Origin of the sequence: Pseudophaeobacter leonis, from assembly GCF_002087335.1 — a bacterium.
GTDB classification, from domain to species: Bacteria; Pseudomonadota; Alphaproteobacteria; order Rhodobacterales; family Rhodobacteraceae; genus Pseudophaeobacter; species Pseudophaeobacter leonis.
Genome location: NZ_MWVJ01000060.1, coordinates 59,172 through 72,135 on the forward strand (window position 1 = coordinate 59,172; position 12,964 = coordinate 72,135).

At 58.9% G+C, this 12,964-nt stretch carries 11 protein-coding genes and 2 pseudogenes; 12 read left to right on the plus strand and 1 reads right to left on the minus strand.

The annotated features are described in order from the left end of the window. Positions 1–68: 68 nt before the first annotated feature. The 10 genes from B4968_RS13780 to B4968_RS24550 all read left to right on the plus strand — a co-directional run bounded on the left by B4968_RS13780 (position 69) and on the right by B4968_RS24550 (position 7,034). On the plus strand, positions 69–839 hold the full coding sequence (locus B4968_RS13780) for a HAMP domain-containing protein (RefSeq protein ID WP_083099835.1): 771 nt from the start codon (positions 69–71) through the stop codon (positions 837–839). Further along, a complete protein-coding gene (locus B4968_RS13785; RefSeq protein ID WP_083099838.1) occupies positions 811–1,275 on the plus strand; it encodes a methyl-accepting chemotaxis protein in 465 nt (154 codons plus the stop codon). The genes B4968_RS13780 and B4968_RS13785 overlap by 29 nt, the downstream gene beginning before the upstream one ends. Then, positions 1,272–1,928 carry a methyl-accepting chemotaxis protein gene (locus B4968_RS13790; protein ID WP_083099841.1) on the plus strand — a complete coding sequence of 219 codons (657 nt, stop codon included), beginning with the start codon at positions 1,272–1,274 and terminating at the stop codon, positions 1,926–1,928. The genes B4968_RS13785 and B4968_RS13790 overlap by 4 nt, the downstream gene beginning before the upstream one ends. 242 nt (positions 1,929–2,170) lie before the next feature. Next, positions 2,171–2,926, plus strand: coding sequence for a lysozyme (locus tag B4968_RS13795; RefSeq protein WP_083099844.1), 756 nt, complete (start codon positions 2,171–2,173; stop codon positions 2,924–2,926). Positions 2,927–3,005: 79 nt separating this feature from the next. Then, positions 3,006–3,257, plus strand: a complete 252-nt coding sequence (locus B4968_RS13800; RefSeq protein ID WP_083099847.1) for a hypothetical protein — start codon at positions 3,006–3,008, stop codon at positions 3,255–3,257. A gap of 22 nt (positions 3,258–3,279) precedes the next feature. After that, positions 3,280–3,456, plus strand: a complete 177-nt coding sequence (locus tag B4968_RS23540; protein WP_161492593.1) for a hypothetical protein — start codon at positions 3,280–3,282, stop codon at positions 3,454–3,456. A 133-nt stretch (positions 3,457–3,589) separates the two neighbouring features. Continuing rightward, positions 3,590–3,961: a VOC family protein gene (locus B4968_RS13805; protein ID WP_083099997.1), complete on the plus strand. Its 372-nt coding sequence runs from the start codon at positions 3,590–3,592 to the stop codon at positions 3,959–3,961. Between the two features lie 259 nt (positions 3,962–4,220). Next, on the plus strand, positions 4,221–5,837 hold the full coding sequence (locus B4968_RS24540) for a DUF2339 domain-containing protein (RefSeq protein ID WP_241525744.1): 1,617 nt from the start codon (positions 4,221–4,223) through the stop codon (positions 5,835–5,837). Next, on the plus strand, positions 5,837–6,028 hold the full coding sequence (locus tag B4968_RS24545; RefSeq protein ID WP_241525745.1) for a hypothetical protein: 192 nt from the start codon (positions 5,837–5,839) through the stop codon (positions 6,026–6,028). The genes B4968_RS24540 and B4968_RS24545 overlap by 1 nt, the downstream gene beginning before the upstream one ends. After that, a complete protein-coding gene (locus B4968_RS24550) occupies positions 6,015–7,034 on the plus strand; it encodes a DUF2339 domain-containing protein (protein WP_241525746.1) in 1,020 nt (339 codons plus the stop codon). Before B4968_RS24545 ends, B4968_RS24550 begins: the two co-directional genes overlap by 14 nt. Before the next feature lie 279 nt (positions 7,035–7,313). Here the strand turns inward: B4968_RS24550 and B4968_RS13815 are convergent. Beyond that, positions 7,314–8,631: pseudogene (locus B4968_RS13815) on the minus strand (alpha/beta hydrolase family protein). A 569-nt stretch (positions 8,632–9,200) separates the two neighbouring features. Here B4968_RS13815 and pdxR point away from each other — a divergent pair. After that, complete coding sequence (gene pdxR / locus B4968_RS13820) at positions 9,201–10,748, plus strand: MocR-like pyridoxine biosynthesis transcription factor PdxR (protein ID WP_241525747.1); 1,548 nt, start codon at positions 9,201–9,203, stop codon at positions 10,746–10,748. A 268-nt stretch (positions 10,749–11,016) separates the two neighbouring features. Next, positions 11,017–12,941: pseudogene (locus tag B4968_RS23545) on the plus strand (methyl-accepting chemotaxis protein). Positions 12,942–12,964: the final 23 nt, after the last annotated feature.

The following is a 12,964-nucleotide window of genomic DNA, read 5'->3' on the forward strand; positions in this document are numbered from 1 at the left end:
TTAGCCAGAGCCACAGCAAGGCCAAACCCGGTCTGGAGCGTTTGCGAGCCGTCGCATGCTTTGCCAGAATGCTACGCAGACCAAACTATCGCAGCAGACCAGCCCCCACAATTGGAGCAGAAAATGATACGCCGGATAAAAAGCCTTTTGGTATGTCCATAAAGAAGAAACTGCTCCTGCCAATTTTGGCCTGCATCGTCGTTTCAAATGTCGCCTATACGGTTTTTTGGGCGTCAAAACACAGCAGCGCATTGATCGAGGCTTTTGATAAAGAGGTGCGATTGGCACAACGGTTCGTCAATCCGCCTGTTGCTGCTGCGGTTTGGGATTTTAACAGTGACGCCGCCCTCGGGGCCATTCAGGGTGTGGCCGAGATGAAAACTGCACTATTCGCCCAGGCGGTTGTGGACAATGCAAGTTTCGCCGAAGTCTTCGTGAATGAAGAGCGGCGCGAAGAGTTTACACAAGAAATTGCGACCATTCTGGCAGACGAGAGTGCTGAAAAAACGATAGAGATCAACAAGGTCGTCTATGTGAAGTTTCCGCTGGTACTGGCTGATGGAACCTTGGTCGGGCAGATGGTGATGGGTTTTGACATCAGCGGCATTCATGAAACCGTGTCATCTCTCTATATCCAATGTGCCATTATCGGTCTGGCTGTCGTGCTGCTGATTGGGGTGATTGTCTACCTGTCTGCGGCCTCCGCTACGCGTCCGCTGGATCGCATTGTTGACCGGATTGACACCCTGCGCAGTGGTGATTTGGAAAGCCTGGTCCCTGAAAAGCGCCGTAGTGATGAGGCTGGGGCGTTTGGCGGCTGCGGTTGTCGAATTTGTTGACGCCATGCGTGCCAATGCGGACATGGAAGAAAAATCCCGTGCCGATGCGGCTGAACAGGCCGGTGTGGTTGTTGAATTGGCAAATGGCCTGAACAACTTGTCCAAGGGCAATCTTTCGTACCGTATCAACAAAGAGATGAGCCCCCAATATACCTCCCTGCGCTCTGACTTTAACAAGACCGCAGAAACGCTTGATGATCTGATTGGCCGGGTTCTGGTCACCATTTCGCAGATGGACCAGCAGATTGGCGAAATGGCCTCCGGGACGGATGATTTGTCGCAACGCACCGAAAATCAGGCTGCAACTCTCGAAGAGACGGCGGCTGCAATGGACAGCATTACCTCAAGCGTCCGCACAGCGACCACGCAGACAAAAGAGGCGAAGGCACAATTCAGGACACCACAACCGAAGCGCTGCGCAGTGGCGACATCGTGAAACGTACGGTGCAGGCAATGAAGGAAATTGATGAATCCTCTGAACAGATCTCTGCGATCAACAGTGTGATAGATGATATTTCCTTCCAGACCAGTCTCCCGGCGCTGAACGCCGGGGTAGAAGCGGCCAGAGCCGGCGAAGTTGGCCGTGGCTTTGCGGTTGTTGCCTCCGAAGTACGCTCGCTGGCGCTCAAATCGGCCAATTCGGCCAATGAAATTCGTGAACTCATTCGAACCAGTTCGGAAAAGGTAAAAGTGGGTGTGGAATTGGTCGATGAGGCCGGTAAGTCTCTGGATGAGATCATTGCGAAAATCCAGTCGGTCTCCGCGCTTACGACCCAGATTGCAGCCTCCTCTGGCGAACAGGCCTCGACGATCTCTGAGATCAACGCAGGCATGATAGAGCTGGACCGGGTCACGCAACAAAACGCCAGTATGGTGCTGAAGTCGAGCGATCAGGGCAAAAGCCTCCAGCAGGCCGCCTCTGAGCTGGCGGAACTTGTGGCGGGGCTGAAACCTTCGGCACAGGGGGCTGTCACGGAGACGCAGGCTGACAGTGGAGCCGAGACGCACAGCGACGCCGGTTGGGGAGACGAAGGCTGGGACGATGGTTTTGACCCCCAGGGCTTTGATCAGGACAAAAAGGCGGGCTAAGCCCCGCCAGGCGGCGCAGCAGGAGAGCTGCTCGCGCCCGTAGCTTGCCTGTGGGTTGCCTGAGTTTGGGCGGGCTTGACCTGATAATCTCTCCAAGTCACGCGCTCAACTGAGCGCTCAGGTAAGTGCTTCGCCTAAGACTGCAGCGCGCGACGATATTGATCGGGCGCGCGCTGCTATTACGGTCTGTCAAAAGAGTGCCTGTAAACCCCACGATATCTGGGGGGCGACAAGGAGGCACTATGAAGCTGAGTTCAAACTGGAAAACCATTTTGTTCGGATCCTGGTCTGTCTGGTGCATCACCGCAGGCCTTATCTCGCTGATGGGTTTTTTCTTCGCCCTTGTCAGTCCCGGCCTTCTGGGGTGGAATTCACTATATTTCGCAATCACATCGGCGGTTTTTCAGGCCCTGGCTATTCCTGCCCGGCTGATCCTGCAGAGGCGGTTTTCGGGGTTGTCTCAATTTCGCAGTGACCTCAGCGGCATGGTGAAAACCCGCAGGGTGGGGGCGATCGCCGGCAGTGGTGTTGCGCTGGCGGCTGCGATCACCTTTATCGGCGGCTGGGAGGGTCTGCGCACCGAGGCCTACCGCGACGTGGTCGGAGTCTGGACCGTTTGCTACGGCGAGACCCGCGGCGTGCGCGCACAAGATCGCTACAGCGAGGTCGAGTGTGATGAGAAACTGGCGTTGCAGATCACGCGCTATGAGGCCGCGCTGGATAAATGTCTCCGGGTGCAAGTTCCTTTGGGGATGAAAATTGCTCTGGTCTCCTGGACGTATAATGTCGGGGCAGGGGCTGCCTGCAGCTCTACCTTGGTGCGCAAAGCCAATGCCGGAGATCTTGCCGGAGCCTGCGACGAGCTAAAGCGCTGGAACAAGGCGGGCGGGCGTGTCTGGCGTGGCCTCACCAGGCGACGGTTTTCGGAAATGGAAATGTGCCATGCTGCCCTGAGAGAGGCCGGCCTGAGAAACACTGGCCTGAGAGAGCCCGCATGATCCCGTTCTGAGCGCGCGCGCGCTTCCGGCGCTGACGCTCGCGCTCGCTCTGGCAGGTGCCGGGTGGTGGCTGATTGATGTGCTCTCCGACCGGACCCGGCTGCGCGGTGAGCTGCGGCAAACGCAACCCCGCCTGACGCAGGCCCATGCCGCGCTGGAGCGCGCCGCCGATGTCGCCCGCATTCACCGTGCGCATCTGTCCCGTGCGGCCAATGAGAGCCGCCGCTGGTCTGATCTGTTCCATGAATTACAACTGATGGAGGGCCGCGATGCGCCTTTGTCTCCTTTGCTTGGCGCCACTGCTGAGCGCCTGTTCGCAACCGCTCCCTGACCCAATTCTGCAGCCGCCCAGTGTGCCGCAGGATCTGCTGGAGCCTTGTCCCGGATACACGGGTCTGGTGCCGCGCACAGAAGGACAGCTCTCGGATGCTCTGCTTGCCGAAGCGCAGGGGCGGGCCTGTGCCAATGGCAGGCTTGCGCCCCTGGCTGAGATCCTGACAGACCCGGAACACCCGCAAGGCCATCCCTAGGCATTCACTGGTTCTCACCGGATGAAACCTGTTGCGACGGAAGGGAACTAGGCGCAACGCCTGCGCGCTGGCGATGAAGCCTTGACCTCGCTCACGCGGTGCTTAACCTTTGGGCAAAATCAAAGGAAAAGTTATGATTGGATATGTGACTGTTGGCGTCTCGGACATGGAAAAGGCCAAGGCGTTTTACTGCGATCTCTTTGCCGACCGTGGTGCAAAAGTAATTATCGATGCCGGACGCATTGCGATGATCGGAGCAACCCCAAAAGAGCCGATGATCTCGGTTTGTGTTCCCTATGATAGCAATGACCCTCAGCCGGGGAACGGAACCATGGTGGCGTTTCGGGCCGAGAGCAAGGAAGAGGCGGATGCGCTTTATGCCAAGGCAATTTCTCTGGGGGCGAGCTGCGAAGGCGCGCCAGGTCAGCGTATTCCGGACCGGTTTTACGGGGCCTATGTGCGTGACCCTGACGGCAACAAAATGACCTTCTACGTCTTTGGCTGATGCGCCGGTGATGCTGGCCGGCAAATTTGCCGCATTCGCGAAGATCTGATCGGGGCTGGACCCCGGACCGAAGTCCTGCGTGCATACCGGCGGGCTTTTGCGGGCCGCAGGGAAGGCGGCCTTGCTTGCCAGCGCCCTGGTTTGTGCCTAGGACTGATCCAGTCCTGCTCATTTGAAGTGATCCCTTTATGTTTGATCTTGGTGTTGTTGTTCTTGGGCTTTTTTGCCTGATTTTTCTGCTTGGTGTGCCCTATCTTCTGTGTCACATGCGCGGCTTAAGACGCGCGTCGGTGCTCTGGAGGCTGAACTGCAACGCCGCAACGCGGCTGCGGCTCAGGACCTGACCTCAGATGAGGCGCACAGCGCCAAGGCGGCGCCACCGGCTGCCAAACCCGCGACGCCCTGGGGCGAGGCCCAGTCGGTTCAGGCGGCCAAGGCGGTCCAGTCGGCCACTGAGACTGCTGAGGCTGCGGTGGCGGATGGGAATGCGGCGCAGATCCAGCCAGACCACAAGAGCCCTTCTGGTGATCTGACTGATACCGCGCCAGAGGCAGTGCTGCCTCCCCGGGCTTTTGTTTTACGGCAAGACCTCCTTGAGGGATTAAAGCTCTGGTTGCGGGAAAACTGGGTGCTGGCAGCCGGGGCAGCCTCGCTGGCGCTGGCCGGGGTGTTTTTGGTGCAATATGGCGCGGAACACGGCATGCTGACCCCGTTCTGGCGGGTCATGGCAGCTCTGGCCTTTGGCATTGCGCTTATCGCGGGCGCCGAGGTGATCCGACGGCGTTTTGGCGATGAAACAGAGGGCGCGGCGCAGTATCTCCCCTCGGCTTTGGCCGGAGCCGGGCTGATTACTCTGTTTGCCGGGTTGCTGTCGGCGCGGGTGATGTATGCGCTGATCGACGCGGGGCCAGGCTTTGCAGCGCTCTGTCTGGTTTCGGTGCTGGCGCTGGTTCTGGGCTGGTTCTATGGGGCCTTGCTGACCGCTTTGGGCATACTGGGAGCCAGTGCGGCACCGTTTCTGGTGGGGGGGCAGTCGCAGGTGCCCTGGATGCTCTATTACTATTTTGCCCTGATCGCACTGGTGGGGCTTGGCGTTGACACGATAAAGCGCTGGGCCTGGATTTCTGTCCTTGCGCTGGTGGCCCCGCTGACCTCATGCCTGTTGCTCTATCTGTCTGGGGCGGGTGAGCTGCATTTCCTGTCAGCCCTGCTGTTGATTGCGGCCGCCACCCTGATCATTCCGGAACGCAGCCTGTGGCCACGCCATCATGGAGCCGCGGTCTTTGATCTTATTGGGACGCCTCAGGGCAGGCTTCAGGGCGGGCGTAAGTATCCCGAGTTCCCAACCCGGTTGTCTGCGGCCATTGTCTGTGTGCTCAGTGCTGCGGCCTTTATGGTGGCGCTTCAGGCCGAACAAGCTGCCGCAGTTAGTCTCGCGATTGCGACATTGTCCGTTCTGTTGCTCGCCACGTTGATTTGGCTGCGCGCGGCGCCAGCCCTGTTTGATCATGCGCTGGTGCCCGGGCTGGTGCTCCTGGCTGTGATCCTGGTCGAAGGTCTTGGCTTTGGCCCGCTGTTCCTTGAGTTTCAGGCCGCGTTGCAACGTCCGCCCGAGACCGCGCCCCCGCAAACGGTTTGGGCTCTGGTCGCCATTGGCGCGCTGGGTTCGGTCCTGGCCTTTCAGCGTATGCGGTGGACATTGTTTGCGACCGATGCTGAAGGCGGCGCCAAAAGCGCGCAAAGATCACTGTTCTGGGCCCTTTCGGCGGCGGTTTTTGCCCCGGCGCTGGTCCTGGTTCTGGAGTTCTCCTGGGCGCCCGCTGTGGTGCATGGCACCTATCCCTGGGCTGTGGTGGTCTGGCGCTTGCGGCGCTGATGACGCTTTTGGCAGAACGCTGCGCCCGTGGCCTGCAACAGGCGCTGCTGGCCCCGTACGTGAACCTGCGCGTGGCACTCTTTGCCATTGCCGCGCTGACGCTGATCGCCTTTGCCCTTTTCCTGCTGTTGTCCAAGACCGCCTTGACGCTGGCGCTGGCGGTTATGGTGCTCCCTGGTGGTTCTGATTGACAGAAAGTTTGACCTGCCCGCGTTGGGGGGCTTTGTGCTGGTTGGCGTGGCGGGTATCACCTATCGGCTGGGGCTGGACCCGGGGGTCGCATTGGCGCTTGCGCGGGACTACACGGACCAGAACGTCGACTACGTGACGCCTCTTTTGCAGATCATTCTGGCCTATCTTGGCGGTCTTTGTTTGTTGAGCCTTGCCGGGATGCAGGCGCGCTTGGCGCGCGAAAAGACGGCGCTGGTGCTGGAAAGTGCGGCCGCCACTATTGGCGCGGTTTTCCTGAGCATTCTTATCCAGCGGCTGCTGCCAACAGAGATGCGCGACAGTCATGCCGGTCTGGGGCTGCTGGCGACGGTCTGGGCTGCCTCCTGTCTTAATCAACTCTATAGGTTGCAGGCAAGCGGTCGGTTCTCACGGTTGCTGCGCAGCCTGCTGGCCCTGATCTATGGCGGTGTTGCGCTGCTGAGCATTCTGGGGCTTTTTGTCCTGAGCAACCCCTTTCTGAGCTCGTCTGAGCGTGCTGTCGGGCCGCTGATCCTTGACAGTCTGGCTGCGGCCTATCTGCCGCTGGCGGTGGTCTTTGGCATCGCCGCCTGGCAGCTGCATGCGTTTCGCCGTTCGGTGCGCGCTGGCTGTGCCGTAGCGGCCAGCTTGCTGGCGGCCTTTTATGTCGCGCTTGAAATTCGCCGGTTCTGGCGGGGCGATGATCTGAGTCTTCCGGGCGTCAGTGATCCTGAGCTCTATTCCTATACTGTGGCCATGTTGCTGGCCGCTGCTGGTCTGCTGATTTTGGCCTTCTGGCGGCGCTCGACCGCTCTGCGCAAGTTGGCTATGGCCGGGGTGGTGCTGACCATTGCCAAGGTTTTCCTGTTGGATATGAATGGCCTGTCTGGGCTGACGCGGGTATTCTCATTTATGGGGCTTGGGTTGGCACTGGTGGGTCTTGCCTGGCTTAGCCGGGTCATGACGGCGCAATGGCAAAAGGGCGAGACGCCGGCACCTGAGCCATAAAAGACCTGTCTTGACCTGTCAGTCGAACCGGCCAGCTTGCCTACCAGTTCAACCTGCCGAGTGAGCTGTCCTGGCAGCCAGATTTCCGTACGGGGTTTTCTCTGGTCGCGAAGCGTAAGTCCCGTCTGGCAAGTCCTGTCTGGCAAGTCCTGTCTGGGAAGTCCTGTCTGGGGGCTTCCATATCGAGATCTCGCGCAACAGGTGCCTCTCCCAAAGAAGGGCCCGCTTGATATGGCGGGGGATTCTCTGGGAGAGGCGGTGTGTATATCTGGGCAAAGGTTACTTGCCAGCGTCCAGTGTCTCAAAGGTCAGACCCGCTGCGGTGCGCGGTGCAAAGCCTTGCCAATGGGTGTGGTCCGCAAGCTCTTTGTCGGCATCGTCTTTCGAGATGACACCATCTGCCGCGCGGGTGACAAGCTCCAGATAGCTGGCTTTGCCGGCATCAGATTTGAGGTGCAGATCCATAAAGGCGGTGGCGAAATGCTGGGTGATGTTGTTCATCCGGTTGGTATCCCAAACCGCATCCGCATAGTGGTCAAAGGGGGCATAGCCCAGGCTCTCCGAATGCGCCCAGCTTTCGATTGGCGCGGGCATGGGGGCGGCGGCATTGTGGTTTGCGTTCTCGAATGTCAGCAGGTGGCGATTGGTATTGACCATGCCTTCAAAGATCTTGCGCATCGCGGCATAGATCGAAACATCATCGACGCTGCCTGCCATCATCATCAGCGGCTTTTTGACGCCGGCCAGGCCAGTAGCATCCCAAAACCCGGTGTTCATGCCCCAGGGACCGATGGCAATGACGGCTTTGACGCGCTCATCCACAATGGCCGCATGGCTCTCGGATCCTGCCTGGTGACGGGCCAGCAGCCCGGCCGGGGTACCCCATGCGTATTTGGTCGAGGCTTCGGTGACGCCAGCGCCGGCAAAGATCAGCGCGCCATAGCCGCCCATCGAGTAGCCAATGACCCCGGTCTGGTTGGTGTTGATGATTGCGCCCAGGGGCCCCTCAAGCGCTTCCATCTGGTCGATGACAAACCGTTGGTCGATAGGGCGGTTCAGCAGGGTAGAGCCAAAGGCGGCCTTGTCGGAATAGGTGCTGTCGCGGTGATCAATCGAGACGGTGACATAGCCTTTGGTGGCGAGGTTTTCGCCCAGGTGAGACATCAGGAAGCGGTTGCCGGGATAGCCATGTGAAATCACCACCAGAGGGTAGCTTTCGCCACTTGGCAGGCGTGGCGTCGCGGGCGGCGCGGCCCGCAAGAGTGACCTCGGTCTTGCCATCGCGCAGGATGGCACGGTAGCTGCCGCCCGGCACGGTGCCGGCAGCGGCCGGATACCAGACCTCAACCGTCAGGTCGCGATCATAGACCGGCTGGGCTTCATCCGTTGTGTTCAGGATATCGTTCTGGCCCGGATTGGTGAACTCCAGCGTCTGCACGCCGATGGGATGGGCCCCAAAGGCGGCCAGTTCCGGCGCGTCCGGGCGGATGCGGTCGATACGGTTCTCTGCATTCGCCGCCGAGGGCAGGGCCGTGGCAGCCAGGGCGCCCGCAGCCAGTGCAAGGCCTATCCCTGCTGTGGTACTTCTCTTTGACATGTTGCTCTCCTAAATCTTTGTATCTTTGACTATTGCGGTACCGAGTGCTGGCGGGACTGCGCCAGTTTAGGGATGCGATGTAACAGCTTTGTCTGCTGCCGGGTGTCTGTGCTGCGCTCTTGCAGAGCAGCGGCCAGAGGCACGAAGGGGCACGAAGGGGTTCGAGCCAGCAGGTTAAAAGACCTGCCACGGCTCGCCTGCTAAGCCGCAGCGCAGGGCGCGTTGGACTACAAAATATGAGGTGGTCGCGCGTCACCTGAGAGCAGATGACTAGGCGGAGGGGCGTTTGGTCAAGATGCGGCAGGCCGCATAAGGGAGTAACGCTGCGTTTCACCTGATGGAATATTTCCGGGCCGACAGGTCTGAGATGCCTGTCTTATCTCACGCGACTGCTGGGACTAGGGCACAGCAGGTGCGGGGCGGGGGCAGTCATTTTGGCTGCTCTCCTGCTGGTAAGAGGGTGACATTTCCCTTGTTTTGGTGCTGTTATAATGGTCAAAAGTGATAATTTTGATCATACCAATGTTGCAGGTATTCCTATGGCACAGCCTCCTTTGAGACAGCTCCCTTTGACACAGGCTCCTTTGCGACAGACACCCTGGCTGGGGTTTGCTATCGATCGTTCCGCCACAACACCCGTGTTCGAGCAGATCTGTGCCGCCATCCGCAGTCAGGTGGCTTCTGGCGATATGGCGCTGGGCAGTAAACTGCCGCCAACCCGCGTTTTCGCCACCGAATTGGGGGTGTCGCGCTCCACAATCGTCACCGCCTACGAGCAATTGGTCGCCGAAGGCTATCTGAGCAGCCAGCAAGGGTCAGGCTATCGTCTCTGTGCATCCGGGGAGGTGGAGCTGGCGCAAAGGTCTGACAAGACCAGGAAGCTACCAGGTTCGGTGCTGCACCCACAGGTGCCTCTAACGGCTGACACAGCGTCTGAGGCCGCCAGATTGGCAGGCGAGAGGGCGCAGGACACGGGTGGTGGGCCTTCTGTCGCCCAGACTGATATAGGCCTGCGCCCCTTTCGCGCTGGCAACCCGGACATGCGGCTGTTTCCCTATCGGCAATGGGCCAAGACAGTGGCGCGCATCTGCCGCTCCAATCCGCAGCCCATGTTTGTCGGCAGCGGCGGCTTTGGCTCTTTGCCTCTGCGCCAGGCCATCTGTGATCATGTGGCGGAATGGCGCGGCATTTCAGCCCGTCCCGAGCAGGTCGTTGTGACGGCGGGGGCGACAGATGCGCTGGAGATCTGCCTGCATACGCTCAGCAAAGCCGGCGACAGCACAGCGCTTGAGGATCCGGGGTATAAGCCCCTGCTGTCCTTTATTCAGGGGTTGGGAATGAAACCTGAATATCTGCGAATTGACGAGAATGGTGCGGTTTTGCCCGCAGAGCCGACTGCCTCTCGTCTGGCCATATTGACCCCCTCGCATCAGTTCCCCCTGGGCGGCGCGATGTCTCCGTCCCGGCGGCTGGAGTTCATTCAATGGGCCGCCGAGACAGATGCCTGGATCATCGAAGACGACTATGACAGCGAGTTTCGCTACGCGGGTCGGCCAATCCCTGCAATGGCCGGTTTTGACCAGCTGCACCGCACGCTCTATATTGGCAGTTTCTCCAAGATCTTTTCGAATGCGCTGCGTCTTGGCTATCTGATCCTGCCCCAGTCGCTGGTGCAGCGGTTTCACCACGGCATTCAGCGCTTTGGCCCAAAGGTCAGCAGCATGCCGCAACAGCCGCTTGCGGAGTTTATCAACAGTGGTGAGTTTTACCGACATCTGCGCCGGGTCAGGCGGATCTATGCAGAGCGCCGCCGGTTCTTGCTGGAGCGGCTGCAGCAGGATTTCAACGCCTTTGGCTATTGTGTTGATCATCAGGCGGGCATGCAGGTGGTCTTTCACCTGACCTGTGGTCTGCGCGATGATGTGATATGTGCACGTGCTGCGGAGCTGGGGCTCACGATTGACGCGCTGTCGGGGTTTGTGCAGGGCGCAGTTGGGCGAGACGGGGGCTACAACGGGGCGAGCAACGGGGCCTACAATGGTTTGGTGCTGGGCTTCTGCGGCTACGATCAAACAGAGCTGGATCAGGGACTGCAACTCTTGCAGCAGATTTTTTAAGGAAACTCAAATGTAAGACGCCGCCGCGGGCCTGGATTTTGTTCGTTTTGTCGCGCGCGTTGCATCGGGAGGAGACATCGTCCTCTCCCGCTATGCGCATCGGGATTTGTTGACGTTTCTTCGATCATTTCCGTGACCTATTCTTTTCCGCAATTCGAGCTACTTTTTTTCTGTGCGGACTATGCACAGAAATGTGGAAATAAGAGAATCTTAGGACACCTCAGATAGGCAGGTATTCAAAATAGCTCCATTGAAGGACCTTACGAAAATGCCACAGATGTTGTTCCGGTTACCAGTGCGGATCTATGCCCTCTCAGCCCTCGCAGTTGTTTTGGCTGCAATGCTGACCTTTGTCTTGTTGTCCCGTGCCGTGGATAACGCCTATGAGATGCGTGCCAACGAGCTCGACAGTATTGTTGATGTGATGCTCAGTTCTCTTTCTGATCTGGATGAACAGGTGCAGGCCGGTACCCTTTCTCTTGAAGAAGCCCAGGAGTTGGGCAAGCAGCAAGTCGAGCTCCTGCGGTTCGGCTCGGCCGGCTATTTCTTTGCCTTTGACCGCAACAACTTAATGCTGGCACATCCGACTGCCAAGAAACTGATCGGCAAGGATCAGTCGGCCTATGAGGATGTGAATGGTGTCCGGATCTTTGAAGAGTACAATAAGGTCATTGATGCCAATGGTGCCGGTCCTTTGATCTACCACTTCAACAAACCGGAATCTGACGTCCCCGAAGCCAAAATGGGCTACGCCAAACTCTTTGAGCCTTGGGGGTGGGTTGTTGGGACCGGGGCCTATGTCTCTGACATCGAAACCGAGTTGGGCTTTATGCGCCTGACCGCAATCGCTGCCCTGGCAATCAGCCTCGCTATTCTTGCTGTGGGTGCTGCCGTGATTACCCGTAGCGTGACAAAACCTGTCAATGCGCTGAAACACCGGATGCACACGATGGCCGAGGGCGATACGGATGCCGATATCCCAGCCACCGAAAACAGAAGCGAAATTGGCGATATGGCGCGCCAAGGTGGATATTTTCCGCCAGTCTATGATCCGTCAAAAGGAGCTGGAAGGCGAACAAAAAGAGCGCGAGCGCGAACAGGCCGAAGTTGTGTCGACATTGAGCACCAGCCTGGCGTCACTGTCGCAGGGTGATCTGACCGTCAAGAATTGGCGATGATTTCCCGGCGGACTACGCTCAGCTGCGCCGTGACTTCAATCAGACGATTGAAACGCTCGGTGGTACAATGGCGAAAATGGTCGAAGCCACCACATCTATTCGGAACGGCGCCAATGAAATCAGCCATGCCACCGATGATCTGTCGCATCGCACCGAGAGCCAGGCGGCGACACTGGAAGAGACAGCTGCCGCGTTGGACGAGCTGACCGCCAGCGTGAAATCCGCCGCTGACGGCGCACGTAGCGTGGAAAACACCATGGAAGCCGCCAAGAAAGAGGCCGAAGTCAGTGGTGAAGTGGTGCAAAGCGCTGTCTCCGCGATGACCGAGATCGAGCAGAGTTCGAACCATATCAGCCAGATCATCTCGGTGATTGATGACATCGCCTTCCAGACAAACCTTCTCGCCCTCAACGCGGGTGTCGAAGCGGCACGCGCCGGTGAAGCCGGTAAGGGCTTTGCTGTTGTGGCCTCGGAAGTCCGGGCCCTGGCGCAGCGCTCTTCGGATGCGGCAATGGAGATCAAAACCCTTATTGGAGACAGCTCTAAACAGGTTGCACGCGGTGTGGATCTGGTTGGCAAGGCAGGTGAGGCCCGCGACAGTATTGTGGGCCAGGTCAGCCATATCTCTAAACTGGTCTCGGGCATTGCCGAAGGTGCTGTGGAGCAATCTACCGGCCTGAATGAGATCAACACAGGTGTGACCCAGCTGGATCAGGTCACGCAGCAGAACGCAGCCATGGTTGAAGAGGCGACAGCTGCTGGTCATTTGCTCAATACTGACGCGTCCAAGCTGGCTGATCTGATCGCAATCTTCAAGGTTGGGAGCACGGCGTCCGTAACTCGGATGCCACAGGCCGCAGCTCCGGCTAAAGCTCAGGCTCCGGCAGCCCCAGCAGCAGCGCCATCGGCGCATGGCGATGATGATTGGGATCTTGAGGCAGCGCCTTCTGCACCGGCTCAGGCGCAGGCCAGCTCTAATGGCAACGCCGCCAAGGATTTGTGGCAGGATTTCTGATCCGGCTATAGCCTGACAGATGA

What these genes read in the sequence shown, in the direction of transcription:
- B4968_RS13780 (WP_083099835.1), top strand. Translation starts at nt 69, where the DNA reads ATGCTACGCAGACCAAACTATCGCAGCAGACCAGCCCCCACAATTGGA.
- B4968_RS13795 (WP_083099844.1), top strand. Translation starts at nt 2,171, where the DNA reads ATGAAGCTGAGTTCAAACTGGAAAACCATTTTGTTCGGATCCTGGTCT.
- B4968_RS13805 (WP_083099997.1), top strand. Translation starts at nt 3,590, where the DNA reads ATGATTGGATATGTGACTGTTGGCGTCTCGGACATGGAAAAGGCCAAG.
- B4968_RS24545 (WP_241525745.1), top strand. Translation starts at nt 5,837, where the DNA reads ATGACGCTTTTGGCAGAACGCTGCGCCCGTGGCCTGCAACAGGCGCTG.